Genomic DNA, 26274 nt, shown 5'->3' with positions numbered 1-26274 from the left:
ACCAGGCACGAACGCGCGCAGACACGCCGCACGATGCGGTTTTGCGGCCAGAAAGTGATGCTGATCAGCGCTTGCTGTACTGCGGCGCCTTGCGCGCCTTCTTCAGCCCGTACTTCTTGCGCTCGGTGGCACGCGGGTCACGGGTGAGGAAGCCGGCCTTCTTCAGGGCGGGCCGGTCCTCGGGCGAGGCCAGGATCAGCGCCCGGGCGATGCCCAGGCGCAGCGCGCCGGCCTGACCAGACGGGCCGCCGCCGTGCAGCAGGGCGAAGACGTCGAAGCTTTCCACCCGGTCGACGGTGACCAGCGGGGCCTTGATGAGCTGCTGGTGCACCTTGTTGGGGAAGTAGTCCTCCAGGCTGCGGCCGTTGAGGTCGAACTTGCCGGTGCCGGGCACGATGCGCACCCGCACCACGGCCTCCTTGCGGCGGCCGACGGTCTGGATGGGCCGCTCGAAGACGAACGCCTCGGCGGGGCGGGCGGCGGGAGCCTCGGCCGCAGGGGTCTCCGGGGTCTCCGGGGTTTCGAGTGCCTCGGTTGTCTCGGTCACTGGGCCACCTGCTTGATCTCGTACGGAACCGGCTGCTGAGCGGTGTGGGGATGATCCGGACCTGCATAGACGCGGAGCTTGCGCTGCATCTGTCGGCTGAGCTTGTTCTTGGGGAGCATGCCGACGATCGCCTTCTCCACGACGCGGGTCGGGTGCTTTTCCAGCAGCTCGCCGGTGGTGCGGCTGTGCAGCCCGCCGGGATAGCCCGAGTGGCGGTAGGCCAGCTTCTGCTGCAGCTTGTCGCCGGAAAGGGCGACCTTTTCGGCGTTGATGACGATGACGAAGTCACCGCCGTCGACGTTGGGGGCGAACGTCGGCTTGTGCTTGCCGCGCAGCAGGTTGGCTGCCGCGACGGCAAGGCGGCCAAGCACCACGTCCGTGGCGTCGATGACGTACCACGACCGCGTGGTGTCACCCGCCTTTGGCGCGTAGGTGGGCACAGCGCTTACCTTCTCTTCTCAGGCCTCTTGTACGAGGGTGTGGATCCCGGGTCGAGCCGGGTGCCAGTCAGGCGTTAGCGGTGGGGTTAATTCTCGGCGACCGACATTGACCCGAGGCCCCGGCGTACCGCACGCCAACCGAGCAGCTTACCGATCGTCATCCCCGCAGGTCAAAATCGCCGACACGGGTATCAAACATGCCCTTGTGACGGCTGCAACCTATCCTGAGAGCACCCAGCAATCGGTGGGCCCGGATTGGCGGAGGTCGGATGACGGCCGGAGCGGTGTGTCGGACGTGTGGTACCGAGCCCTTCAAGGACGCGCGGTTTTGCCACAGCTGCGGCTCGCCAGTCCAAGATGGCGACGCCCATCCCGAGTACAAGCAGGTCACGGTCCTGTTCGCTGACGTGGTCGGCTCGATGGAAATCGCCTCGGCGGTCGGGGCGGAACGGCTGCTGCAAATCATGGCGGACCTCGCTGATCGCTGTGCCGCGGTTGTCGAGCGGTACGGCGGGACGGTCGACAAGTTCACCGGCGACGGCATCATGGCCGTGTTCGGCGCGCCGGTCGCGTTGGAGGACCACGCCATCCGGGCTTGCCTTGCGGCGCTGGGCATCCAGGAAGAAACCGCCCGGCTGGCCGCCGAGGTCGACAAGCGCGACGGCATCGAACTGCGGTTGCGCGTCGGTCTCAACTCCGGTCAGGTGATCGCGGGTGAAATCGGTTCCGGGCCGTTCGGTTACACCGCCATCGGCGAGCAGGTCGGCCTCGCCCAGCGGATGGAATCGGTGGCCCCGCCGGGTGCGGTGATGCTCAGCGCGTCGACCGCGCGACTTGTCGAGGGCGCCGCGGCTATCGGTGAATCCGAACTGGTTCAGATCAAGGGTGTCGACGCGCCGGTCCCCGCCCATCGACTGTTGGGCGCGGGCGATGACCATCGTGCCGCCCGGCGTGCCGAGTCGAATCTGGTCGGTCGGCAGTGGGAGATGTCGGCCATCGAGGGGTTGCTCGAGCGAGCCATCGACGTGCACGGCGCCGTGGTCAGTGTCGTGGGGTTGCCGGGCATCGGCAAGAGCCGCCTGGCGCGCGAGGTCACCGCGATGGCGGCGGCCCGGGGTGTCGACGTGTTCACCGCCTTCTGCGAATCGCACGCCAGCGACGTGCCCTTCTATTTGGTGGCGCGGATGCTGCGTGCCAGCTTCCGGGTGGCCGATCTCGACCCGCCGGAAGCGCGCGCGGAGCTGCGGTCCCGGGTGCCCGACGCCGAGCCGGATGACCTGTTGCTCCTCGATGATTTGTTGCGCATCGCCGATCCCGACGTCGCGCTGCCGACGATCGACCCGGATGCCCGACGGCGGCGGTTGACCGCGTTGGTCAATGCCGCGTTGCTGGCCCGCCAATCCCCGGCCGTGTATGTCATCGAGGACGTGCACTGGATCGACCAGGTCAGCGGCTCGATGCTGGCCGACTTCGTCGCGGTGGCCCCGCAGACACCCTCGCTGGTGGTGCTCACCTACCGTCCGGAGTATCGGGGTCCGTTGAGCAAGGTGACCGGCGCGCAGACCATCGCCCTTGCGCCGCTGAGTGATTCGGAAGCCGCGGCACTGGCCGGCGACCTGCTCGGGCCGGACCCGTCGGTCAGCGACTTGGCCGGCGTGATCGCCGAGCGCGCCGCCGGTAATCCGTTTTTCGTCGAGGAGATGGTGCGCGACCTCGCCGAGCGCGGTGTGCTGCGCGGCAACCGCGGCGCTTACCTGACGGCGGCGGCGGTCACCGAGGTCCGGGTGCCGGTCACGCTGCAGGCGACCATCGCCGCGCGCATCGACCGCCTGGACTGGGCGGCCAAGCGCACCCTGAGCGCCGCAGCCGTGATCGGCTCGCGGTTCAGCCCGGACCTGTTGGAAACGCTGGACATTGACCCCAGTCTGGATGACCTGCTGGCAGCCGAGCTCATCGACCAGATCAGGTTCACCGGGGAACCCAGGTATGTGTTCCGCCACCCGCTGATCCGCACCGTGGCCTACGAATCACAGCTGCGATCGGATCGCGCCGAGCTGCACCGGCGGGTCGCGGCCGCGATCGAATCACGCGACCAGGCGGCGGCCGACCAGAACGCGGCGCTGATCGCCGAGCACCTGGAGGCCGCCGGTGATCCGCACGCCGCATTCAGCTGGCACATGCGCGCAGCGACGTGGGCCACCAACCGCGACGTCAACGCCGCTCGACTGAGTTGGGAGCGCGCCCAAACGATCGCCGACCGGCTGCCTGCGGAGGACCCCCATCGGGCAACCATGCGCATCGCCCCGCGCACCATGTTGTGCGGGATCGCCTGGCGGATCCACGCGCGCGGAGTCGCCGACCGATTCGACGAATTGCGGGAGTTGTGCGCGGCCGTCGGGGACAAGGTGTCACTGGCCATCGGGATGGCGGGGCTGGTGATGGAGCACGCGCAGCAGGCCCGGGCGCCCGAGGCCGCGGAGCTGGCGTCCGAAGCCTGGACCCTCGCCGAGGCGCTCGGCGACGCGACCTTGACGGTGGGGCTGTCCGTCTCGCTGATTTTCGCCAAGATGGAGAACAATCAGTGGTCCGACGTGCTGCGGTGGTCACAGACGGCCATCGACCTGGCCGACGGTGACCCATCGAAAGGTAGCTTCATGGTCGGGTCCCCCCTGGCGGTCGCCCTGACGACACGGGCAATCGCCCGGTACAGCTTGGGTCTACCCGGATGGCAGGACGACCAGCAGCAGGGCCTCGCCATGGCCCGCAAGGCCGACCCCATGTCGTACGCCTTGGTCGTCGCCTACATCTACAACCCGGGCATCCCGCTCGGCGTCCTGGCGGCCGACGATCGGGCGGTGCGCGAGAGCGAAGATGCGCTGCGGATCGTCGAACGATCAGGTGACGACGTCGCGCTGGCCTTCACCCAGATGGCGCCGGGCGTCGCACTGGTGCACCGCCCAACGGCCGCCGACCGTGAGCGCGGCCAGAAGCTGCTGGCGGAACTCAGCGATATGTTCCGGCACCGGAGAGCCAACCTGGGCGAATTGCGGTTCGTCGACGCGTATTTGGCGCGGGAGCGGACTCGCGGTGGAGATCGCGATGACGCCGTATTGCTCGTGCGCGCCGCCGTCAACGATCTTTTCCGCGACGGGCAGCAGATGTGCGGAGCCTGGGGCTTTCCGGCGACGGGTGTTCTGGTGGAGACGCTGCTGGACCGCGGGACCGACGCCGACGTCGCCGAGGCCGAGGCCGCGATCGATCGGTTGGCGGCGGCGCCGACCGACGGCTCGGCCATGCGCGACATCTGGCTGTTGCGACTGAAAGCTCTTGTGGCGCATGCCCGCGGAGACGCTACCGCGTACGCGGACTTGAAGAATCGCTACGGCGAGATGGCGAGATCGCTTCAGTTTGCCGGGCACATCGCCTGGGCGGAGGCCATGCCCTGATCAGGGCATGACCATCTTCGCCGCCGGCCCCATCCGCGGCAGCACCCGCAGCGAGCCCACCAGACCGGCGTGCCAGGCGTGCTCCGTGATGCCGAGACCGGTGAACGGTCGGCCGTCGACGACCGTTTCGAATCGCGTCGCGGACTCCTGGATCACCAAACCCCTTTTCCACAAACAGGATTGGGCGATGACGCGGCCGCGAATCTCGAGCCGCAAACCGCTGACGTCGGTGACCACCATTCGCGAGGCGCAGGGAACCTGATGGCCGGACCACTGGTGGTCCACGGTCAACTGCGCCACCGCGTGGCAGGCGCCGTCGTGGAAGATGTAGCCGGTCGGGTAGGCCCGGCCATCCTCGAACAGGTGGGTGCAGTTCATGGTGAAATCGGGGCTTAGCAGCACGGTGTTCCAGTCCCAGCGCTCGATGCTGCTCCACAAGCGGACGCCCCAGGACTTGTCTCGCTGGCCGAGGCCGTCGATGGGGTAGGTCGCGCCGTTCATCCTCACCCGGCCGGTGACCCATCCGGACTGCTCCATGTGGGTGTCGGCGATGCCCGACGGCAGGTAGGCCCCGGGAGGCGCCTCGGCGTGGTAATCGAACGGCGCGTGCAGCGCGGTCCAGGTCAGGTCGACCTCGTGGCGGCCCCGCAGCAAAAGCCGCCACTTCGACATCGGTTCGATCATTTGGAACTCCAAAGCCCCCACTTTCAGGTGGTCGGGCTCCGGGGTACCGGAGTAGCGGGCGTGCAGCTTCGCGTAGCCGCCCTCGACGCGGCCATTGCGCATCGTGTACAGGATCGCGTCGGCGGTGTGATTGCTGGGCCGATATCCGATCCGCGCCAATCCCACCGCGTCCGATTCGGCGTCGAACCAACTGAAAAAGAAGCTTTCCTGCCAATCCGGGTGCGGCCCGGCCTCGTGCATGAATTCATCGTTGACGTCGACCATCGTGTCCATCCTCGCGAATCGGGGCCAAATAACACGGGTGCAAATGGGTGGCGACAAGAATCTAGAAAGAGTACGTGAAAACTGTGCACCCCACCGCGTTACGGTCGCGGCGCTGATCGATAACTTCTTGGTGCGGCGCAGCGCCTTTGGCCCGGGATCGCATCGCTTTTCTAACAATTCTCATGGCAAATTGGGCCTTCGCCTACAGCGCCGAATCTGCAATGCTGTGCGAATGGCGGGCACAAATGGAAGCTCCAGATGGACAAACGGGCACCTCGATGACATGCGGCAGGTGGCTGATAAGCCGGTCGACAAAGTGGTCAAGGCCGTCTTTGACCGGGACGTCAACGAGGTCAATCGGATCATGCGCACACTCGTGCGGAACGACCAGCCGGCGCCAACGGATTTGCCAAAGGAGCTCCGGAGCTACCTGAAAACTTCGCTATCCCTGCCCAAGTGGGCCGACCCGGACAAGATCAAGCGGGGGCAGCAGGTGTTCGAGGAGAACGGCCTGCTCATCACGCTCTGCCTGTTTTGCGCGTCGCTGCCGTCGGCTTACGCGGACAGTTACGCCGTGAAGGTGCTGTATCTGACCGGCCAGCTCGACACGGATGCACGGCGGCGAGTGATGGAGACCGGCCAGTTCCTGATCGACGCATGCACCACCGGCGGCCTCGATCCAAAGGGCAAGGGCCTGCGCGCGATCCAGCACGTCCGCCTGATGCATGCCGCGGTGCGTCACCTGATCAAGGATCGCGCCGGTAAGCACCCCGGCCTGTGGAACTACCCCCGTTGGGGCGAACCGATCAACCAGGAGGACATGGCCGCGACCATCCTGTCTTTCTGGTATGTCGTCGGCGACCCGATGGGCCGCCTCGGCGTGAACCTGTCCGACGACGATAGGGACGCGTACCTCCACCTCTGGAGCGTCATCGGCCACCTGATGGGCGTGCTCGACGAGATGCGTCCGCGCAACGCCACCGAGGCCAATGCGCTGCTGGAAGCCATCAAGCGACGGCGCTTCGCGGCGTCACTCGAGGGGCAGCACATGACCCGCGCGCTCCTCGCGCTGCTCGACCAACTCACGCCCACCAAGGAGTTCGATAAGACGATCCCGCCACTGATCCGCCACCTGATCGGCGACAAAACCGCCGACCTGCTGCTCGTACCGCCATTGCATCACCGCCGTGAACTCGAGCAGCTCGCGCGGGTCGCCGACTGGTTCTCCACCAACGTCCTGAGCCTGATCGGCCGCGCCTTGCCGCGCTACCACTTCGTCAAGGAGCTGGCTCCGGTGTTCGGGCGCGAACTGTTGGAGAGTGCGTTCGAGTTCGAGCGGGGTGGCGTGCGCGCGTCGTTCGACATGCCCAATCACCTTGCCCAGAAATGGGAGATTTCGAAGCCCCGCCGCCCGTAAGACTGTGTGGTCCCGGCGGCTCTCCCCCGCCGGGACCACACAGGGGCTAGCCGGCTCAACGTGTCCAGACGCCAGCCGCGCGGCGGTCGGCGTCGGCCACCTGCTGCGCGCCGTCGCGCACCGCGTTCCCCAGGTCGACCAGCATCTCGTTGAGCGCGCTGGCCGCCTGGTGCCACTTCAGCTGCTCGCCCTGATACGCGGCCGCGGCTTCGCGGGTCCACAGTTCCCGCAGCGGGGCGATCTGTGATTTCAGCTCGTCGAGCGCCGCGTTGAATCGGGCCGCCGTGGTGTGGATCTCTTGGCGCACAGCGCATTCGATTTCGCCGAAGTTGTAGGAAAGCAGCGGGTCCACGGCCTCGCCCCCGTTCACAGGTTTCCGCCGGCGGCGGCGACGTGGCGCGCATGGTTCTCGCCGGCCTCCCGCAACGCGACCTCGTTGTGGCGAATGGTCTCGGCGATCGTCTGCAGAACGCGGTAGAGCCGAGTCGATTCGGCGTTCCAGCGATCCAGCACATCTTTGAATCGCACCGCCGCCAGCCCGCCCCACACCGACGACGGAACGCTGCCCATGCGGTTGATGAAGGCCTGAAGCATCGCCCGGATCTCCTCGTTGCGCGCGTCCGTCGTCGCCGCGACGGAGTGCATGAGATCAAAGTCCGTGCTCAGTCTGTTCGCCATATCAAGTTGGACTGTGACAACTTCCGTTTGGTTCCGTCTCATCCGACCGCGTGGGCGGTTCGCACCGCCTGCTCGCACGCGTCGCGGACAGCCGCCTCGTCACCGGGACGGCTCTGGCACCCCACGCTGATCCGCACCGGCCCGTCCAGCAGTACCGTCCACCGCACGTGGTGGGTCACGCGCACTTCGCGGTAGGTCACCGCGGGCCGGCCACCGCTCATCCCGGCGGGATTGAAGTCGACGAACACCCCGGCCGGTTCCGCGTCGATGGCGCGTCGCAACCGCTCCGCCGCGCCGCCAAGCGTCTCGCCCGCCACCGGTGACTGCGTGACATGCAGCGCCACTTCCGGATCCGACGGCGAGGTCACCTGCACCCGCGCGGACCCGGGCCCGGTGACCACCCGCTGCGCCGACCAGTGTGCGGGCACCGTCAGCGCCACGCGGCCCTCCACCAGGAACGTCGTCGGCACCGTCTGCGCCGCGACCGGCGGCGAGGCGCCACGACGGGCCGCCGGGGGTGCCGCGCCGACCGCCAGTGGAAACGCCGTCAACGCGACGGCGGCCCCGGCCAGCGCACCTATCACCCGCGCACGGGTACGGGGACGGTCGGCCGGCGCGGTGACGCGCGGCCCGGTCGGGTCGGCCACGAGCGGAAAAACCGATTGCGCCAACAAGGGAAGCTGGGCATCACCGATCTCGACGGCCGCCAGGCCGTCATCAAGCAGCGCCCGCGCGATCGACCCCCCGAGCTCCGGCGCCCCGACGACCGTGCCGGGCGCGTCGATCACAACGCCCGCCGACGTCCGCCGCGCCATCCTGGCAATGACGACGGCGGCCTCCTCGCCGACGGAATGCTCGTCGGCCCCACGGGGTATCGCGACAGTCTCGGGTCCGGTGATCACGACCAGCCGCTCGGCGATTTCCACCACCACGGGCTCGGGGTCGGAGGCCTGCGCCAGCAGCCACGACCGCCGACGCACCAGCACCTCGTCGGTCAGGGCCTTGGCCGCCGCGGTCACCACGGCGACACGCGCCGAGGGCCACCAGGACGGACGTATGAGGACCAGGCCGTCGCACTTCTCACATTTGAGCGACCACAACGCCGCCCGCCAGAGCGAATCCACCGCGACCGGGCGACCGCCGACCAGCGCCACCCGGTCGTCGATGGCGCCCAGTGCCTCCCTGGCGACCTCGGACATCTCTTCGTCACTGGCTCCGGCTGTGCCACAACATAATCGGCGGATCGTGCCGGGTCCGGCCTCGATGAGCGCGCGGTGGTGGCTCACGGCGGCGGACTCCAGGCCACCTGGACAAGCTGTTCGTCCCCCGGACGAGTGATCAGGACGCCGCGACCGGGCGGCAACCGCACCGGGCGGCCGGAGCCCCACAGTGCGCCGTCGTCCGGGCGCCGACTCATCATCAGCGTCATGCACCCGAGGTCGCGCAGGCCCGCCAGCAGCGGCTCGAACAGCGCGCGTTCCGCGCCGGCACTGCGCCGGGCCACGACGAGGTGCAGCCCGATATCCCTTGCGTACGGCAGGTATTCGACGACCGGCTCGAGTGGGTTGCCGCCCGGTTTTGCGATCAGGTCGTAATCGTCGAGCACCAGGTAGACGTCCGGCCCGGACCACCAGGACCGAGCACGCAGCTGGGCCTGGCTCACGTCCGACGCGGGCATCCGCCTCGCCAGGACATCGAGCAGACCCGGCAGCAAGCCGCTCAGCGCGGACGACGACACGGCATAGCCGGCGAGGTGTTCCGACTCGACGACGCCCAACAGCGAGCGCCGAAAGTCGACGATCAGCAGCCGGGCTTCGGTGGCGGAATTGGTCCGGATGATCTCGCGGCACAGGGTCCGTAGCGTGGCGGTCTTGCCGCACTCGTTATCCCCAAGGACCAGCAGATGCGGGTTCAGCTCGAAATCGATTGGGACCGGCTGTAATCGACGCTCCTCCAGACCCAGCACGACCCGCGCGCCCGCCCGACACACCACGGCCTCGTGGTCGACGTGCGTCGGCAGCAGCGGTATCGGCGGTGCCACAGACTCGCCATGACAGACCCGATCGGTGGGCAGCGCGATGAGCATGTGCAGCCCATCGCGGGAAAGGCCGCGACCCGGCCTGTCGTGCGGCACGTCCCGGGCCCGCTTGCGGTCGATCTCGGAATCGGCCGGATCGCCAAGCCGCAACTCGATGCGGCTGCCGATCTGGTCCTTGAGCGCCGGCCTGATCTCGGCCCACCGCGACGCAGACAACACCACGTGCACGCCAAACGAAAGCCCTTGAGCCGCCAGGGCGGTGATCGTCGCCTCGGAATCGCCGAACTCGTGACACAGGCTTGCCCAGCCGTCGATGACGAGGAACACGTCACCCAACGAACCGTTGCCCGGCCCGGCTCGATCGGCCTCCCGGGCCCGCACGGTGGACTCCATCTCGGCGATCATGCGCCGCACCAGGTCCGGCTCGGTCCGGCCGGCGAGGGCACCCACGTGCGGCAAGGCGCGCAGCGCCCCGAGCGCTCCACCGCCGAAATCCAGGCAGTAGAACCGCACCCGCGCCGGGTCGTAAGCGGCCGCCAGGGCCGTGACAACGGTGCGCAGCGCGGTCGACTTGCCCGATCGGGGCGCGCCGACGACCGCCACATTGCCCGCGGCTCCGGACAATTCGACCACCAGCGGCGTGCGGCATTGCTCGAACGGGCGGTCTACGATGCCGATCGGGACGCTCAGCTCGCCCGGCGCCGACACCATATCGCCGAGCAATGTGTCCAGCGCGGGTGCCGCGTCCAGCGGCGGCAGCCAGACTTGGTGCGCGGGCGGTCCATGTCCGGCAAGCCGGTCGAGGACCTCCTCCAGGACGGTCCGGGCCGGCGAGGTGCCCCCGGCGTCGCGGAGCGGGCCGGTCGCCCGGGTGCTGAAGACGCGCACCACCGATTCGCCCACCGGCATGTCCACGGGCCGCGGTCCCGAAACGAACGCGGACTGAAAGCGGATCGGCTCGTCGCTGCCCACGCGGAGGTAGCCCGCGCCGGGGGTGTTGGGTAATTGGTATGCGTCAAGCGTTCCCAGAGCCGCGCGCGATTCGGCCGCGGACAGGGTCTTCAGGCAGATCCGGTAGGACAAGTGGGCTTCCAGTCCGCGCAGCCGCCCCTCCTCGAGCCGCTGACTGGCCAGCAGCAGGTGCATGCCGAGCGACCGCCCCAGCCGCCCGATCGCGACAAACGTGTCGGCGAACTCGGGATGCCGGCTCAGCATTTCGGAGAACTCGTCGACGATGACGACCAGCGTCGACAGGGGGACCAATTGCCGCCCGGCCCGGCGCGCGCGTTCGTAGGCCGTGACGCTGGCGCAACGGGCCCCTCGCAGCAGCCGCTGCCGGCGTTCCATCTCGCCGGCGAGTGCGTCGCGCATGCGCGCCACCAGCGGCGCCTCGTCGGCCAGGTTGGTGACGACCGCGGCCACGTGGGGCGCCCGCGCCAAGTCGAGAAACGTTGCACCACCCTTGAAGTCGACGAGCAGCAGATTGAGCACCTCGGCGGAGTTCTGCGCGACCATCCCCACCGCGATGGTGCGCAGTAACTCCGACTTGCCCGACCCGGTGGCGCCCACGCAGAGCCCGTGCGGGCCCATGCCGCTTTCCGCGGCCTCCTTGATATCCAGTTGCAGCGGTGCGCCGTCGATGGTGGTCCCGATCCGCACGCACAACCGGTCCCGACGATCCTGGTTGCTCCACAGCGTGATCGGGTCGGTGCCGGCCGGCCCGGGCCGGTACCTGGCCAGCCGGCGCGCACAGGTCAGCGAGTCCACCAATTCCAACCGGTCGTGACACGGCAACCGTTGAGGCGCGTCCGGCCGCCCGATCGTCACCGGCACGCCGTCGGCGCAGGCGCCGACCTCGAGGACGGTGGCGCCAGTCGGCGCCCCCTCCGCAACCCGCTCGCCGGAGTCGGAGACCACGATCACGTGTGACCCCGCCATGCCGGCGAGAGCTTGCCGGGCGGCCGCCATGCTTGGATACACCAAGCGCGCCGACCCCACCGCATCGACGGCGCTCGGATGTTGGTTGTGCGGCAACCACTTCAGCCAATCCCAGTCGGCCCGGTTGCGGTCGCCGACCACCGCCGCGACCAGCAACTGGTCAGGACCGTGCAGCACGGTTAGCTGGCAGATCATCGCGCGCAGCAGCCCGCGCACGGCGGCTGGGTCGCCGTGGATCGTCACCATCGTGTCGGCACGAAGGTCGACCGTGACGGGCGCGCCCCTTACGAGCGAATGCCCGCTCAGGAAGCGGCGCAAGGCCGCCGCCGTGACCGGGTCGGACGGCTCGTGGGTAGCGGGCTCAAGCGCCATCAACCGTGCCGCGAGCGGCTGGGTGCCGATCCCGACACGGACGAGGCAGAAGTCGGGGTCGGACGCGCGCCGCTCCCACATCCGCGGTCCGCCGATCAACGTCCACAGTGTGTCCGGGTCCGGGTGGATCCAAAGGAGTGAATCCCGCTGCGCTGCCGCTGTTTCGGTCACGGTGGTGCGCAGCCCACTCAGGTACGCCAGGTAGTTGACCCGGTCGGTGTCGAGGCTACGGCCGTGCCGCTCGCCGCGCCCGGCAGTCGCGGTGACTGCCAGGGAAAGCAGCGTCATCACCGGGAACGCCACAAACATCGGGTGGCGCGCGGCCGTCGATCCCGTGAGCAAGGCCACCGCCATGACTCCCAGGGTCACGAGGGACAGCGCGACCGGCAGCAACCTCGGTGATCCCCTCGGGGGCAGGCCGGGCGGTGCGTCAACGGCGATGTCCGCAGCCGCGACCGCCGGTGCCGGCCGGCGAACCGCGGGCACGAAACACTGTGTCATCTCGGCCCTCCTACCGATTGGCGACGGTAGGCAGCGCCGAAAACCGCGGCAAGTCACCTGTGGACAGCCGGATATCGGCGGATCGAATTCTGGCTACGGTGCCGGTAATCCGACGGAAGGGGTCACCGTTGCCTGAGACCAACCCGGGGTTGCGGCGTGTGTCAATACATGCCGGCACGGCCGTCACCGACTTGTCCCTGCCCGGCGGCGTGCCCGTCGCCGTGCTGATTCCCTCGATCGTCGACATCCTGGACGGCCGCGGCGGCCACGGGGCCCAAGCCTCCGGCCACCGGGAGGCGCGCCGCTACCAGCTGTCGTGTCCGGGTGCGGCGCCGTTGGCCACCTCGGCGACGTTGGCGCAGAATGGTATCCGAGACGGCGCGGTCCTGGTTTTGACCGAATCCTCGACCCCGGCGCCCCCGCCCCCTTTCGACGACGTGGCGCCGGCCGTGTCGGCAACCCTCGACGCCGCGGGCCGCACCTGGCCGCCCTGCCGGCGCAGACAGGCGGCGCGGATCGCGAGTGCCGTCGCGGCGGCCCTTGTGACCGGCATCGGTGCGCTCGCGCTCATTCGAAACGCGTCCAGCGCCAACGTCACCGGCGCCACCGTGGGCGTGGTGGCGTCGGCCGGCCTGCTGGCGCTGCTTTTCGCGGCGGTCGCACACCGCGCGTACGGCGACGCGATCGCCGGACTCGCGCTGGGCGTGATCGCCGCCGTATTCGCCGCGGTCGCCGGGTTTCTGGCGGTGCCCGGCGGTCCCGGGCTGCCGAACGTCGTGCTGGCCGGCACGGCGACGGCGGCGACGGCGGTGCTGGCGGCACGTGTATCGGGTTGCGGTGCCGTCCCATTGGCCTCAGTATCGTGCGTCGCCACGACCGTCGCCCTGGCCGCCCTGGCGGGTGTGATCACCGCCGCGCCGCTGCGCGCGATTGGCGCGGTCTCCGCGCTGACATCTCTCGGGCTGCTGGGCGTGGCGCCGCGGGCGTCGATCACGCTGGCCGGCCTGTCACCGCAGCGGCCGCCCGGATCCGACGTCGAGGCCAAGGCGATCCGGGCCGACAACTGGTTGGCCGGCCTGCTCGCCGCCTTGCTGACCGTAGCCGCCGTGGGCGCCATCGTCACCGTCCTGGCCGGCGCGCCGCGGCTGAGCTGCATCGCTTTCGGTGCGTTGACCGGTGCATTGCTGATGCTGCGCGCACGCTCTGAGGACGGGAGGAGGACGCTCGTCTTCCTCATCAGCGGGATTGCCATCGCGGCAACGGCTTTCGGCGTCGTGGCCACGAGCATGCTCAGGAGTGGGTCATGGACGGCCGCGATGACGGCCACGTTGGCCGCCGCGGCGATCTACTTGGGCTTCGTCGCTCCCACGATATCGCTCTCACCGCTGGCGCGCCGCGGCGTCGAGGCGCTGGAGTGTGTGGCGCTGGTCGGGTTGGTGCCCACGACCGCGTGGGTGTGCGGCCTGTACAACGCCGTCCGCGAGTTGAACCTCCGGTGAGCGGCTCACGCCTCGCGCGCCTCCTGGCGGTCTCCGCGCTTGCGTGCATCTATCAGTTCGGAACGGGGACGGCACAAGCGGTTTCGCCGCCCGAGGTCGACGATAAGTGGCTGCCCAAGCCCGCCCGTCCTGCACCGCCCTCGCCGACCGTACAGCGCGAGGTCTGCGCGACGGTGCCGGTCGACGCCGCACCACCTCGCGACCCGATGCCGGATCTCGTCGACCTGCCCAGGGTCTGGCAGCTCACCCGCGGCGCGGGACAGCGGGTCGCGGTCATCGACACCGGTGTCTCGCGGCATCCGCGGCTGCCCGATGTGGTGCCCGGCGGCGATTACGTGTTCACCGGTGACGGCACCCAGGATTGCGACGCACACGGCACGCTGGTCGCTGGCATCCTCGGCAGGGTGGCACCGGAGGCCACGCTGATCGGCATCCGCCAGTCCAGCGCGAAGTTCGCTGCCACCGGCGACCGTTCCCGTGCCGGGGTGGGCGACGTCGACACCATGGCGCAAGCCATCCGGACCGCCGCCGATCTCGGCGCATCGGTGATCAACGTCTCGTCCATCGCGTGCGTCCCGGTCACCGCGCCGTTCGACGACCGAGCGGTGGGCGCCGCCCTCGCGTACGCGGTTGACGTGAAGAACGCGGTCGTCGTGGCCGCGGCGGGCAACACCGGCGCCGTGGGCCCGTGTCCGAGTCAGCGACCCGACGCGACCTGGCAGACCGCCACGGTCATCGCCAGCCCGGCCTGGTACGACGACTACGTGCTCACGGTGGGTTCGGTCGGCGCCGACGGGACACCGTCGCCGTTCACGCTGCCGGGCCCCTGGGTGGACGTCGCGGCGACCGGCCAGGACGTTGCCGCGCTCGGTTCGCAACCGGTTTCGGGCACGAGTTACGCCGCGCCCGTGGTCAGCGGGCTGACCGCGCTGATCCGGGCCCGGTTCCCCGCAATGACCGCGCGACAGGTGACGGAGCGAATCACGTCGACCGCGCATCACCCGCCCGGCGGATGGGATCCGCTCGTCGGCAGCGGCACCATCGACGCGCCGGCGGCCGTCAGCACCGACGCCGGTCCGCCAACGACCACCACCAGGCCGAAACCCGCTCCGGTGCCCGTGACTACCCCGCCACCGCCGAGGCCCCCGGATGCACACGCCCGGGATGCGGCGCTGCGCGGAGCGGCAATCTGCCTTGTCGCGCTGGCGGGTGCCCTGGCGGCCGCTCGGTTACGGGGTTCCCGCAACCGTGTCCCGTGCGACTGACGCGTTCTGCCTGCTCAGTTCCGGCCCGGACGGCAGCGCCGCCAGCAGCGGCCACGGCGCCGCGATCAGTGCCGGGAGACCGAGATCGTGCGCCGCGTCGTCGTCGCGGACCGCGAACCGCACCCCGGTGTCGGTCACGAGATATCTTGTGCCGCTCCGGTTGTCGGCCCGTACATAGGCGCTCCGGCCGGGCGGCAGATAGGCCGCGTCCAGCGCGGGACCGCGACCGTCGGCTTGGGACAAGGTCACTGGAGCCTGACCGGCGGGCACCGGCTCGCCGCCGCCCACCAGGAAACCGGTGTCGTAGCCGCCGGACGGCCGGCGTGTCGACGCGACGCATACCGTGGCGCCGCCGGCTAACGCCGGCGCCAGGTCCGGGAAGCCGGCCACCGGCAGCGTGTTGACGATTCCCGCGGCGCGGATCGCATCCGCTGCCACCGGGATCGGGTTGGCGCTGCCCCGCGAATCGCTGAAACGCAGGAGATCGGCGGCCACCCGGCCGATGCGCTGGACCCCGCCGGGCACCACGACGTAGTACTCGTCGCCGTCACCGCGCGCGATGCGCAACACGCTGCCGACCGGAATGCCGGGCATCCCGGCAACCGCGCCTCCCGCCGCGCGAACGCGTGGTGCGCTGATCGGCGGCGCCTCGGGCACCGCGTTCAGCAGCGCCTGCGACACGAGCCGCGGGGTGCGGCCCTCCAGCCTGAGCGCGCGCACAACCGCGGTGTCGGCGAGGTCGACCACGGCCCGCTGCCCGTTGTAGAGCAGGTAGGCCGGCAAGCCGGCGGGCGGCGCCAGCAGCAGCGCTTGGCCGGGTGCCACGGGATGGACCGACGAGCCGGTGGGGCCGACGACGACGGTCGCCGCGCCGGTCTCCTCGGCATCGCAGATCGTCCAAACCGATTCGTCCGCCGACAGCGGCTCACCAATGAGTGGCGGTGCACCCGGAATGCCAAGCAGCGCGCCGCGTTTGGTGCGCGCCAGGTCCGTTTCGCGCACCGGCTGCGGGTCGGCGGGCGTCGCCGCGATCAACCGGGCCGACGCCAGGTTCAGCACCGGGTGCCAGGTGTCGCCCACCCGCACGTACAGTGCCCCGGATCGCTGGCCCATCGCGATCTGCGCCCGCTCGAGATCCGCGTGCGGGCGCAGCAATCCCGGCAACGCGCAGCCCACCAGCGCGACGGCCACCACCACACAGCCGACCGCCAGTGACGCCGTCCGCGCGCCCGACGGCCCGGTCGCGCTGTGCATATCCCGGCCCAGCAATGCGCACTCGAGGCGGCGCAGCAGAAATCGGTAGGCGCTGATTTGCAGCCAGGTCGTCGGCTGGCGCGGTTGTGAACGGTCCAAAATACCCCCGGCAAATTTGTGGATTTCGTCTCCCGGTTCCAGTTAAGCCGCAGGTAGACGGCGGGTGTCGCGGTTATCCACAGGTCGGCGAATTTCGGTCTTTGCTGCTTGCGGGTAATATCTCGGCGTGTCTTCCCGCCGTTTAATTCGCTGGGTAGGCCCGGGGGTTTCTGCAGTGTTCACCACCGCCGGCCTGCTCATGTCCCCACCCGCTATGCCCGTCGCGGCCGCCGATGACTGCCCGAACGTCGAGGTCATCTTCGCCCGCGGCACCAACGAGCCGCCCGGCATGGGCCGCGTCGGCGACGCGTTCGTCGACGCGCTGAAGCAGGACACCCCCGGCCTGACGTATGACACCTACGGGGTGAACTACGCCGCGAGCAAGCTGCAGCTGCACGGCGGCGACGGCGCCAACGACACGATCAACCGCGTCAAGGCGGCGGTGGCCAAGTGCCCGAACGTCAAGATCGTGCTGGGCGGCTACTCGCAGGGCGCGTCGGTGATGGACATCGTCGCCGGTGTCCCGATCGGCGGCATCAACTGGGGCAACTCGCTGCCGCCGGAGTACGCCAAGAACGTCGCGGCCGTCGCCACCTTCGGCGACGTCGCCGACCGCGCCGGCGGGACGCTGCCGAGCCAGAGCGCGCTGCTCGGGTCCAAGGCGATCGACCTGTGCAACCCCGAGGACCCGATCTGCCACGCGGGCCCCGGCAACGAGTGGAGCGGGCACACGGAGGGCTACGTCCCGCTGTACACCACGCAGGCCGCGTCTTTCGTCGCGTCCAAGCTCATGGCGGGGTCCTACCCGCAGGTCCCCGGCTACGGCCCGCAGACCCCGGGTTACGGGCCGCAGACCCCGGGCTCCGGTCCGTCGGTCCCCGGTAACGTCCCGGCACCGGACGCGCCGATTGCGCCCAACGGCCCAGTTACGCCGAATCCTCAAGCGCCCCTTGTCTAAATCGTTACCGGCGCGTGACGAATAGGCCCTTAACATCGATGTGTGAGGCTGATCCGCATGGGTGTGGCCGCCGCATTCCTTGCGGCGGCCGCGTTTTTCGTGCTGCCGAAGCTGCTGCCCCTCGCGTCGGCGTCGTGCCCCGACGTCGAGGTGGTGTTCGCCCGGGGCACCGACGAGCCGCCGGGTGTCGGCAAGGTGGGACAGGCCTTCGTCTCGTCGCTGCGCCAGGACACCCGCAAAAGCGTTGGCTCGTACGGGGTTAACTACCCGGCCAACAAGGACTTCCTGGCCGCCACGGACGGCGCGAACGACGCCAGCAACCACATCCAGCAGATGGCCAATAACTGCCCCAACACCAAGATCGTCCTGGGCGGGTACTCCCAGGGCGCGGCCGTCGTCGACATCGTCACCGCCGCACCGCTTCCCGGCTTCGGTTTCCGCCAGCCGCTGCCGGCCGCCGCCGCCAACCACGTCGCCGCCGTCGCGCTGTTCGGGAACCCGTCGGCCCGGGCGGGCGGGCTGATGAGTGCCCTGACACCGGATTTCGACGGCAAGACCATCGACCTGTGCAACACCGGCGACCCAATCTGCTCCAACGGCAACAAGTGGAGCGCGCACCTGGGCTACGTGCCCACGTTGACCAACCAGGCCGCGAGTTTCGTCGCGACGCGCGTCTGACCCCGATGGCGGCGACCAGCTTCGCCCGGCTGGTGCCCTTGCGGCGACCCGCTGCACCCGGCTACGCCGCGCTTGCGATCGCCGCGGCCGCGCTCGCGATCACCGCTAGCCGGGCGTGCGCAAATCCCGCGTGATCAGGATCCGCGCGGCAAGTTCGCCGTCGGGCGGGTAATCGACGCCGGTCATCGTCAACCCGTGCGCCGGTGCGGCGGCGAAGTCGCTGGACCGGTCGGTGGCGGACAGCAAGTCGCGGCACCATGAGGTGGGGCGGCGGTGCTCCCCGACGGCCAGCAGCGCCCCGACCAGCGAGCGCACCATCGACCAGCAGAACGCGTCGGCACTGACGTGCGCGGTGATCAGGTCGCCGTCGCGCGACCAGTCCAGCCGCTGCAAGTCACGGATGGTGGTCGCCCCTTCCCGTTGCCGGCAGAACGCGGCAAAGTCGTGCAACCCCAACAGGTCTCGCGACGCCGCGGCCATGGCGTCGACGTCCAGGTCGCGCGGCCACGCGGTGACGTAGCGGGCCAGTTGCGGCTGCACGCCGTAGGGCGCCGTCGACAGCCGGTACTCGTAGTGGCGGCGCAGCGCGGAGAACCGGGCGTCGAAACCGTCCGGGGCGCGGGCGATTTCGAGCACCCGCACGTCGGTGGGCAGGAACCGGCCGAGCCGGCGCAGCAGCGGCAGGAACTCCGGTTCACCGGCGCGCGCGGAGCGTGGGTAGGCGTTCGGCAGCGCGTCGACGGGCACGTCGACGTGGGCGACCTGCCCGGTGGCATGGACTCCGGTGTCGGTGCGCCCGGCCGCACGCAGCCGCACTGGAGCGCGGAAGACCGTCGTCAGCGCCTCATCGAGGACGCCGGCGACGGTCCGCTGTCCGGCCTGGGCTGCCCAGCCGGCGAATTCCGTTCCGTCGTAGGCGATGTCAAGCCGGAGACGGACGTCGTCGCTAACTCTCGTCAGCCTCGTCGGCCTCTTCGGCCTTCTCGGCCTCGGCCCTGGCGGCCACGGCCTCGTCGTGCTTTTCCTCGGCGGCCGCCTCGGCTTCCGTGGACTCCGAAACCTCCGGCGTCTCCTCGGCCTCGGGCTCGACGGCGTCGTCGGCCGTCGGACCCTCCGCCGCCTCGGGCTCGACCGCGGCCTGCGGCGCCGCCGCCGCCGCCACCGGTGCCGCCTTCTTCGACGCCTTCACCCGGCGCGCGCGGTCGGCCTCCGACGTCACCGTCTTCTCCCGGACCAGCTCGATCACGGCCATCGGGGCGTTGTCGCCCTTGCGCGCCTCCACCTTGATGATGCGGGTGTAGCCGCCGTTGCGGTCGGCGTAGAACGGCCCGATCTCCGCGAACAGGGCGTGCACCACGTCCTTGTCGCGGATCTTCTTGAGAACCTCGCGACGGTTGTGCAGCGTGCCCTTCTTGGCGTGCGTGATCAGCTTCTCCGCATAGGGTCGCAGCGCCCGAGCCTTGGGCTCGGTCGTCTTGATCCGGCCGTGCTCGAACAGCGACGTGGCCAGGTTGGCCAGCAGGGCCTTCTGATGCGAGGACGACCCGCCGAGGCGAGGGCCCTTGGTGGGCTTAGGCATTGCGACTATCTCCTATTCGGGGCCGGCCCCCGTATCAGGTAGGGCCGGGACGACTTCCTACATGTGTCCGGTTCCTCAGCGGCCGCTGCACAGCCGCATCGTCACCGGACGGCCTTATTAGAGCTGTTCGGTTTCCGCGTAGTCCTGGTCGTCATAGGCGGCCTCGGTGGACCAGGTGCCGGTGGCGACGTCGTAACCGGCAACCTCCGACGGGTCGAAGGTGGCCGGGCTGTCCTTGAGCGACAGGCCCAGCTGGTGCAGCTTGACCTTCACCTCGTCGATGGACTTCTGACCGAAGTTGCGGATGTCGAGCAGGTCGGACTCGGTGCGGCTGACCAGCTCGCCAACGGTGTGCACACCCTCGCGCTTGAGGCAGTTGTAGGACCGCACGGTCAGGTCCAGGTCGTCGATCGGCAGCGCGAACGACGCGATGTGGTCGGCCTCGGCCGGCGACGGCCCGATCTCGATGCCCTCGGCCTCGACGTTGAGTTCGCGTGCCAGACCGAACAATTCGACCAGCGTCTTACCGGCCGACGCCAGCGCGTCGCGCGGGGTGATCGAGCTCTTGGTCTCCACGTCCAGGATCAGCTTGTCGAAGTCGGTGCGCTGCTCGACACGGGTGGCGTCCACCTTGTAGGTGACCTTGAGCACCGGCGAGTAGATGGAATCGACCGGGATGCGGCCGATTTCGGCACCCGAGGCGCGGTTCTGCACCGCCGGCACGTAGCCGCGGCCGCGCTCGACGACGAGCTCGACCTCGAGCTTGCCCTTGTCGTTCAGGGTCGCGATGTGCATGGCGGGGTTGTGCACGGTCACGCCGGCGGGCGGCACGATGTCACCCGCGGTGACCTCGCCCGGGCCCTGCTTGCGCAGGTACATGGTGACCGGCTCGTCCTCCTCCGAGGACACGACCAGGCCCTTGAGGTTCAGGATGATGTCGGTGACGTCTTCCTTGACGCCGGGCACGGTGGTGAACTCGTGCAGCACGCCGTCGATGCGAATGCTGGTGACGGCCGCGCCGGGGATCGACGACAGCAGCGTGCGCCGCAGCGAATTGCCCAGGGTGTAACCGAATCCCGGCTCCAGCGGTTCGATGACGAACTGGGACCGGGTGTCGGTGACGACTTCCTCGGACAGGGTGGGTCGCTGTGAGATCAGCATGGTGTTTCTTCTTCTCCTTCTCGGCACCCGCTATTTGATGCCGTTAGGTCCCTGCACCGGGTTCGGTGCAGGACATCTTTACTTCGAGTAGTACTCGACGATCAGCTGCTCGGTCAGCGGCACGTCGATCTGCGCGCGCTCGGGCAGCTGGTGGACGAGGATGCGCTGGCGCTCCCCCACCACCTGCAGCCAGCCCGGGATCGGGCGGTCGCCCGCGGTCTCCCGCGCGATCTGGAACGGCACCGTGTTCAGCGACTTGTCCCGCACCTCGATGATGTCGTACTGCGACACCCGGTAGCTGGGCACGTCGACGCGCACGCCGTTGACCGAGAAGTGGCCGTGGGTGACGAGCTGGCGGGCCATCCGTCGGGTGCGCGCCAGCCCGGCGCGGTAGACGACGTTGTCCAGCCGGCTCTCGAGGATGCGCAGCAGTTCCTCACCGGTCTTGCCGGGCTGCCGCACGGCCTCTTCGTAGTAGCGGCGGAACTGCTTCTCCATCACGCCGTAGGTGAAGCGGGCCTTCTGCTTCTCCTGCAGCTGCAGCAGGTACTCGCTCTCCTTGATCCGCGCGCGGCCGTGCTGGCCGGGCGGGTAGGGACGCTTCTCGAAGGCCTGGTCGCCGCCGACGAGGTCGGTGCGCAGCCGGCGCGATTTGCGGGTGATGGGTCCGGTGTAACGAGCCATTGCTTAAACCCTCCGTCGCTTCGGTGGCCGGACGCCGTTGTGCGGCTGCGGGGTGACGTCGGAGATCGCGCCGACCTCCAGGCCGGCGGCCTGCAGCGACCGGATCGCGGTCTCCCGGCCCGAGCCCGGCCCCTTCACGAACACGTCGACCTTGCGCACGCCGTGCTCCTGGGCCTTGCGGGCCGCGTTCTCGGCGGCCAGCTGCGCGGCGAACGGGGTCGATTTCCGCGAGCCCTTGAAGCCCACGTGACCCGACGACGCCCAGGCGATGACGTTGCCCTGCGGGTCGGTGATCGTCACGATCGTGTTGTTGAACGTGCTCTTGATGTGCGCGGCGCCGTGCGGGACGTTCTTCTTTTCCCGGCGACGGGTCTTCTGCCCCTTCTTGGCGGAGCTTCCCTGCGCTTTTTTAGCTGGTGGCATCGGGTTCTACCTGGCCTTCTTCTTGCCTGCGATGGTGCGCTTGGGGCCCTTGCGGGTGCGCGCGTTGGTCTTGGTGCGCTGGCCGCGCACCGGCAGGCCGCGGCGGTGCCGCAAACCCTGGTAGCAGCCGATCTCGATCTTGCGGCGGATGTCGGCCTGCACCTCGCGGCGCAGGTCGCCCTCCACCTTGAGGTTGGCCTCGATGTAGTCACGCAGGTGGGTCACCTGGTCATCGGTGAGGTCCCGGGTGCGCAGGTCCTTGTCGATGCCGGTGGCGGCCAGGATTTCGTTGGCGCGGGTACGGCCGACGCCGAAGATGTACGTCAGCGCGATCTCCATCCGCTTGTCGCGCGGGAGATCGACGCCTACTAGTCGAGCCATAGGTGGCGTTTCCTCTTATCTCGTGCGGAGGTCTGATCCCAGCCCGTTCCCGATGTCATCGGGGTCCGGCCTCCGTCCGGACGTGGGTGAGCTGGCCCATCTCTAAAGATGCGAGCCGCTCAGTGGTGCTGGAAGGTCATCATTTAGTTGTTCAGGCCGCCTTGGGGACTAGCCCTGGCGCTGCTTGTGGCGCGGATCCGAGCAGATCACCATGACCCGCCCATGCCGACGGATCACCCTGCACTTGTCGCAAATCGGCTTCACGCTGGGGTTGACCTTCACGGCTTTTCGATCCTGTTCTCGTCGTTCGTTGGTTACTTGTACCGGTACACGATGCGGCCCCGGGACAGGTCGTAGGGAGACAACTCCACCACCACCCGGTCCTCGGGCAGGATGCGGATGTAGTGCTGCCGCATCTTGCCGCTGATGTGGGCGAGCACCTTGTGGCCGTTCTCCAGCTCAATGCGGAACATCGCATTGGGCAGGGGCTCGACCACGCGGCCCTCGACCTCGATGGCGCCGTCCTTCTTGGCCATACTTGTCAGAAATCCTCGTCATTCGTTTCGTTCGCTGTAGCGCCCGGTTCGGCGCGAGATATACACCGACTTCGAACGTGAGCCGGTGACAGGAAATTCCTAGGGACTGGGCACACAAAAAGTCGGCGCGGAAATCGCACCGTTGGTCAATGGTACCTGGTAATGGGCCCCACCCAAAATCGCTGTCGGAGAAATCGGCCGCGCCTTCACGACCTGCCGGACCAGGCCTGACGAGGGCATACTTAACGGCGATGAGCAGCCCCGCAGGCGTTACCGCAGAGCCCCGCAAACCCGTCCTCCTGACCGTCGACGACGACCCCTCCGTCTCCCGCGCCGTCGCGCGCGACCTGCGTCGCCACTACGGCGATCGGCACCGGATCGTGCGCACCGAATCGGGCCCCGACGCCCTGGAGACGCTCAAGGAGCTCAAGCTGCGGGGCGAGACCGTCGCGGTGCTGATCGCCGACTACCGGATGCCGCAGATGAGCGGCATCGAATTCCTCGAGCAGGCGATGGACCTCTACCCGGCGGCGCGGCGGGTGCTGCTCACCGCCTACGCCGACACGCACGCCGCCATCGACGCTATCAACGTCGTGGACCTCGACCACTACCTGCTCAAACCTTGGGACCCGCCGCAGGAGAAGTTCTACCCCGTCATCGACGGGCTGCTGGACGCCTGGCGCGCGGCGCCGGAACACCCCATCCCGCACACCAAGGTGATCGGGCACCGCTGGTCGGAGCGGTCCTGGCAGGTGCGCGACTTCCTGGCCCGCAACGGGCTGCACTACTCGTGGTTCATGGCCGACGATCCCGACGGCGAGCGGCTGCTGAAGGCCGCCGGCGCGGATTGCCGGCGACTTCCGGTCGTCGTCACCGAGCGCGGCGACACCCTGGTCGAACCGACCGACGCCGAGCTGGCCGACACCCTGGGCCTCACCACGACGCCGTCGCAGGAGTTCTACGACTTGATCGTCATCGGCGGCGGGCCGGCGGGCCTGGCCGCCGCCGTCTACGGCGCGTCCGAGGGGCTGCGCACGGTCCTGATCGAACGCACCGCGACGGGCGGGCAGGCCGGCCAGAGCTCACGCATCGAGAACTACCTCGGCTTCCCCGACGGGGTGTCGGGGGGCCAGCTGGCCGAGCGCGCGCGCCGGCAGGCCGAGAAGTTCGGCGCGGAACTCATCACCGCCCGCACCGCGACGGCGCTGGAGGTTAACGGCCCGAAGCGCACCGTGCGGTTCGCCGACGGCGGGTCCATCGACGCGCACGCGGTCATCCTGGCCACCGGTGTCGCCTATCGCCAGCTGCCCGCCGAGGGCTGCAATGAGCTCACCGGCCGCGGCGTCTACTACGGGGCGGCCGTTTCCATCGCGTCCGAGTGCGCGGGCGAGGAGGTCTACGTCGTCGGCGGGGCCAACTCCGCCGGGCAGGCCGCGATGTACCTCTCCCGCGAGGCCAAGTCGGTGACGATCGTGGTGCGCGGCCCGTCGCTCGAGGCCTCGATGTCGTATTACCTGATCCAGCAGATCGAGCAGCGGCCCAACATCAGGGTGCGCACGTGCACCGAGGTGCGCCGCGCCGTCGGGGAGGACCACCTGCAGCGGCTGATCCTGGTCGACAACCAGACCGGGGACACCGAGGACGTCACCTGCGCGCGGATGTTCATCTTCATCGGGGCGGCGCCGCGCACCGAGTGGCTGGACGGGGTGGTCGCCCGCGACGACCACGGCTTCGTCCTCACCGGACCGGACCTGCGCAACGTGTGCGGCTGGACGCTGGACCGGCCGCCGCACCACCTGGAGACCAGCGTGCCGGGCGTCTTCGCCACCGGCGACGTGCGGGCCGAGTCGGCCAAGCGCGTCGCGGCCGCGGTCGGAGAGGGATCGATGGCCGTCATGCTGGTGCACCGCTACCTGGCCGAGAGCTAGGAGGGGCCATGACCGCCAAGACGCCGTGCGAGCCCGACGAGCTGCGCAGCCTGTTCCTGTTCGAGGCGCTCACCGACGAGCAGCTCGCGGTGTTGTGCGCTAACGGACACATCGAGAACTACGAACCAGGCCCGATCTGCGTCGAGGGCGAGCCGGCGACCTGCTTCTACGTCCTCATCGAGGGCGAGTTGACGATGTCCAAGCTCTCCGGCGGCCAGGACATCGAAACCAACCGCACCTCGCAGCGCGGCGTCTACTGCGGCGCCTGGCGGGCGTTCACCGGGGGGAAGCAGAAGAGCTACGACGCCTCGGTGCACGTGACCAAGCCGTCGCGGTTCTTCGTGATGGACGCCCCGGTGTTCGCCCAGTTCATGAAGGACCAGTTCCCGATGGCCGTCCACCTGCTCGACGGCATCGCCGTCGGCACCGACCGGACCCGGCGGATCATCGACAACCGGGAGAAGCTGCTCGCGCTGGGCCGGCTTTCGGCCGGGCTGACCCATCAGCTGAACAACCCCGCGGCGGCCATCGCCCGGGCGGCGGCCGACCTGCGCGGCCGGGTCGCCGGCATGCGGGGCAAGCTGGCCATGCTCGCCGACGGCACCGTCAGCCCCGAGGCCCTCAGCGCCCTGGTCCACCTCCAGCAAGGAGTGGCAGAGCAAGTCGCCAAGTCGGCTACGGAAAACCTGAGCGCGATGGAAACCGCCGACCGCGAGGACGCCGTCGGCGACTGGCTGGAAGAGCACGGTGTCGAGGGCGGCTGGGACATCGCGCCGACCTTCGTCGAAGGCGGCGTCGACACCGACTGGCTGGAGCGGATTTCCACGGTCAGCGAGGAACTCGCGTCGACATCGTTGGAGGAGGCGATCCGGTGGATCAACTACACCATCGAGAGCGAGCTGCTGATGAACCAGATTCTGGAAGCGAGCAAACGGATTTCGGCGTTGGTCGCCGACGCCAAGCAGTATTCGCAACTTGACCGCGCCCCGTTCCAGGTGGCCAACATCCACGAACTGCTGCGCAGCACGCTGGTGATGTTCGCCGACCGGTTGACCAAGGACGCTGGCCGGGAGGCCACTAAAAATCCGGTGATCACCCTGGTGAAGGATTTCGACCAGTCGCTTCCCGAAATCCCTTGCTACCCAGGCGATCTCAACCAGGTGTGGACCAACATCATCGACAACGCGCTCGGCGCGATGCGCGAGCAGGGCGGCACGCTGACCGTCCGCACCTGCCGGGAGGGCGAGAACATGGTCCGCGTCGAGATCTGCGACACCGGCCCCGGGGTGCCCGAGGACGTGCGCGAGCACATCTTCGAACCGTTCTTCACCACCAAACCGTTCGGGGAAGGCACCGGCCTGGGTCTGGACCTGGCGTTCAACATCGTCGTCAAGAACCATCGGGGGGACCTGCGAGTGGAATCGGTGCCGGGCGATACCCGCTTCATCGTGCTGCTGCCGCTGGAGGCGCCGCCGGCCACGGATCCGGATCTCCCGGAATAGCG

At 69.1% G+C, this 26274-nt stretch carries 24 protein-coding genes and 1 pseudogene; 9 read left to right on the top strand and 16 right to left on the bottom strand.

Annotation, left to right across the window (positions count from 1 at the left end):
• Positions 1 to 64: 64 nt before the first annotated feature.
• Entirely contained in the window at positions 65 to 547 is a 483-nt protein-coding gene (rpsI, locus tag AC5Y4S_RS01000; RefSeq protein WP_500029237.1) for a 30S ribosomal protein S9, read from the bottom strand.
• On the bottom strand, positions 544 to 987 hold the full coding sequence (gene rplM / locus AC5Y4S_RS00995; protein WP_500029236.1) for a 50S ribosomal protein L13: 444 nt from the start codon (positions 985 to 987) through the stop codon (positions 544 to 546). The genes rpsI and rplM overlap by 4 nt, the downstream gene beginning before the upstream one ends.
• A 269-nt stretch (positions 988 to 1256) precedes the next feature.
• Between rplM and AC5Y4S_RS00990 the strand changes: the two genes are divergently transcribed.
• Positions 1257 to 4433: an ATP-binding protein gene (locus AC5Y4S_RS00990; RefSeq protein WP_500029235.1), complete on the top strand. Its 3177-nt coding sequence runs from the start codon at positions 1257 to 1259 to the stop codon at positions 4431 to 4433.
• Here AC5Y4S_RS00990 and AC5Y4S_RS00985 read toward each other — a convergent pair whose 3' ends face one another.
• Positions 4434 to 5381 (bottom strand): DUF7064 domain-containing protein, encoded by a 948-nt coding sequence (locus AC5Y4S_RS00985; protein ID WP_500029234.1) that lies wholly within the window; start codon positions 5379 to 5381, stop codon positions 4434 to 4436.
• Positions 5382 to 5673: 292 nt separating this feature from the next.
• On the opposite strand from AC5Y4S_RS00985, the gene AC5Y4S_RS00980 reads away from it, so the two are divergent.
• Positions 5674 to 6798 (top strand): oxygenase MpaB family protein, encoded by a 1125-nt coding sequence (locus tag AC5Y4S_RS00980; protein ID WP_500029233.1) that lies wholly within the window; start codon positions 5674 to 5676, stop codon positions 6796 to 6798.
• A gap of 55 nt (positions 6799 to 6853) precedes the next feature.
• Here the strand turns inward: AC5Y4S_RS00980 and AC5Y4S_RS00975 are convergent, their stop codons facing one another.
• The 4 genes from AC5Y4S_RS00975 to eccCb are packed head-to-tail and all read right to left on the bottom strand — an operon-like array spanning position 6854 to position 12325.
• Entirely contained in the window at positions 6854 to 7150 is a 297-nt protein-coding gene (locus AC5Y4S_RS00975; protein WP_500032017.1) for a WXG100 family type VII secretion target, read from the bottom strand.
• Between the two features lie 14 nt (positions 7151 to 7164).
• Positions 7165 to 7476, bottom strand: a complete 312-nt coding sequence (locus AC5Y4S_RS00970; protein ID WP_500029232.1) for a WXG100 family type VII secretion target — start codon at positions 7474 to 7476, stop codon at positions 7165 to 7167.
• 38 nt (positions 7477 to 7514) lie between these two features.
• The gene (locus AC5Y4S_RS00965) at positions 7515 to 8762 is read right to left on the bottom strand and encodes a type VII secretion-associated protein (RefSeq protein WP_500029231.1); all 1248 of its coding nucleotides are present in this window, start codon (positions 8760 to 8762) and stop codon (positions 7515 to 7517) included.
• A complete protein-coding gene (eccCb, locus tag AC5Y4S_RS00960; RefSeq protein ID WP_500029230.1) occupies positions 8759 to 12325 on the bottom strand; it encodes a type VII secretion protein EccCb in 3567 nt (1188 codons plus the stop codon). The genes AC5Y4S_RS00965 and eccCb overlap by 4 nt, the downstream gene beginning before the upstream one ends.
• Positions 12326 to 12453: 128 nt before the next feature.
• On the opposite strand from eccCb, the gene eccD reads away from it, so the two are divergent.
• Positions 12454 to 13824, top strand: a complete 1371-nt coding sequence (eccD, locus tag AC5Y4S_RS00955; RefSeq protein ID WP_500029229.1) for a type VII secretion integral membrane protein EccD — start codon at positions 12454 to 12456, stop codon at positions 13822 to 13824.
• On the top strand, positions 13821 to 15089 hold the full coding sequence (mycP, locus tag AC5Y4S_RS00950) for a type VII secretion-associated serine protease mycosin (protein WP_500029228.1): 1269 nt from the start codon (positions 13821 to 13823) through the stop codon (positions 15087 to 15089). The genes eccD and mycP overlap by 4 nt, the downstream gene beginning before the upstream one ends.
• On the opposite strand, the gene eccB is transcribed toward mycP, so the two are convergent.
• The gene (gene eccB / locus AC5Y4S_RS00945; RefSeq protein ID WP_500029227.1) at positions 15054 to 16442 is read right to left on the bottom strand and encodes a type VII secretion protein EccB; all 1389 of its coding nucleotides are present in this window, start codon (positions 16440 to 16442) and stop codon (positions 15054 to 15056) included. The genes mycP and eccB overlap by 36 nt on opposite strands.
• 127 nt (positions 16443 to 16569) lie before the next feature.
• Here eccB and AC5Y4S_RS00940 point away from each other — a divergent pair, with 127 nt between their 5' ends.
• Positions 16570 to 17400 (top strand): cutinase family protein, encoded by an 831-nt coding sequence (locus AC5Y4S_RS00940; RefSeq protein ID WP_500029226.1) that lies wholly within the window; start codon positions 16570 to 16572, stop codon positions 17398 to 17400.
• A 57-nt stretch (positions 17401 to 17457) separates the two neighbouring features.
• Positions 17458 to 18078, top strand: coding sequence for a cutinase family protein (locus tag AC5Y4S_RS00935; protein WP_500032015.1), 621 nt, complete (start codon positions 17458 to 17460; stop codon positions 18076 to 18078).
• Between the two features lie 105 nt (positions 18079 to 18183).
• Here AC5Y4S_RS00935 and truA read toward each other — a convergent pair whose 3' ends face one another.
• The 8 genes from truA to infA all read right to left on the bottom strand — a co-directional run bounded on the left by truA (position 18184) and on the right by infA (position 22842).
• On the bottom strand, positions 18184 to 19038 hold the full coding sequence (gene truA / locus AC5Y4S_RS00930) for a tRNA pseudouridine(38-40) synthase TruA (protein ID WP_500032013.1): 855 nt from the start codon (positions 19036 to 19038) through the stop codon (positions 18184 to 18186).
• Positions 19025 to 19657, bottom strand: coding sequence for a 50S ribosomal protein L17 (gene rplQ / locus AC5Y4S_RS00925; protein WP_500029225.1), 633 nt, complete (start codon positions 19655 to 19657; stop codon positions 19025 to 19027). Before rplQ ends, truA begins: the two co-directional genes overlap by 14 nt.
• 117 nt (positions 19658 to 19774) lie before the next feature.
• Entirely contained in the window at positions 19775 to 20818 is a 1044-nt protein-coding gene (locus tag AC5Y4S_RS00920) for a DNA-directed RNA polymerase subunit alpha (RefSeq protein ID WP_067006072.1), read from the bottom strand.
• 78 nt (positions 20819 to 20896) lie between these two features.
• Positions 20897 to 21502 carry a 30S ribosomal protein S4 gene (rpsD, locus tag AC5Y4S_RS00915; RefSeq protein ID WP_500029224.1) on the bottom strand — a complete coding sequence of 202 codons (606 nt, stop codon included), beginning with the start codon at positions 21500 to 21502 and terminating at the stop codon, positions 20897 to 20899.
• 3 nt (positions 21503 to 21505) lie between these two features.
• Entirely contained in the window at positions 21506 to 21925 is a 420-nt protein-coding gene (gene rpsK / locus AC5Y4S_RS00910) for a 30S ribosomal protein S11 (RefSeq protein WP_068179458.1), read from the bottom strand.
• 6 nt (positions 21926 to 21931) lie between these two features.
• Complete coding sequence (rpsM, locus tag AC5Y4S_RS00905) at positions 21932 to 22306, bottom strand: 30S ribosomal protein S13 (RefSeq protein WP_066907568.1); 375 nt, start codon at positions 22304 to 22306, stop codon at positions 21932 to 21934.
• A 168-nt stretch (positions 22307 to 22474) separates the two neighbouring features.
• Complete coding sequence (gene rpmJ, locus AC5Y4S_RS00900) at positions 22475 to 22588, bottom strand: 50S ribosomal protein L36 (RefSeq protein WP_003879483.1); 114 nt, start codon at positions 22586 to 22588, stop codon at positions 22475 to 22477.
• Positions 22589 to 22620: 32 nt separating this feature from the next.
• Positions 22621 to 22842 carry a translation initiation factor IF-1 gene (gene infA, locus AC5Y4S_RS00895; protein WP_003418601.1) on the bottom strand — a complete coding sequence of 74 codons (222 nt, stop codon included), beginning with the start codon at positions 22840 to 22842 and terminating at the stop codon, positions 22621 to 22623.
• Between the two features lie 251 nt (positions 22843 to 23093).
• Here infA and AC5Y4S_RS00890 point away from each other — a divergent pair, with 251 nt between their 5' ends.
• The 3 genes and pseudogenes from AC5Y4S_RS00890 to AC5Y4S_RS00880 all read left to right on the top strand — a co-directional run bounded on the left by AC5Y4S_RS00890 (position 23094) and on the right by AC5Y4S_RS00880 (position 26272).
• Positions 23094 to 24770, top strand: a complete 1677-nt coding sequence (locus tag AC5Y4S_RS00890) for an NAD(P)/FAD-dependent oxidoreductase (RefSeq protein ID WP_500029223.1) — start codon at positions 23094 to 23096, stop codon at positions 24768 to 24770.
• Between the two features lie 8 nt (positions 24771 to 24778).
• Positions 24779 to 25138 (top strand): annotated as a pseudogene (locus tag AC5Y4S_RS00885) (cyclic nucleotide-binding domain-containing protein); the annotation flags it as partial.
• Positions 25139 to 25675: 537 nt separating this feature from the next.
• Entirely contained in the window at positions 25676 to 26272 is a 597-nt protein-coding gene (locus tag AC5Y4S_RS00880; protein ID WP_500032008.1) for a sensor histidine kinase, read from the top strand.
• Positions 26273 to 26274: the final 2 nt, after the last annotated feature.

The organism is Mycobacterium sp. NGS64, from assembly GCF_059812245.1.
Note: the sequence above shows the minus strand (reverse complement) of the source record. Positions and strands in the feature narration are given on the sequence as shown.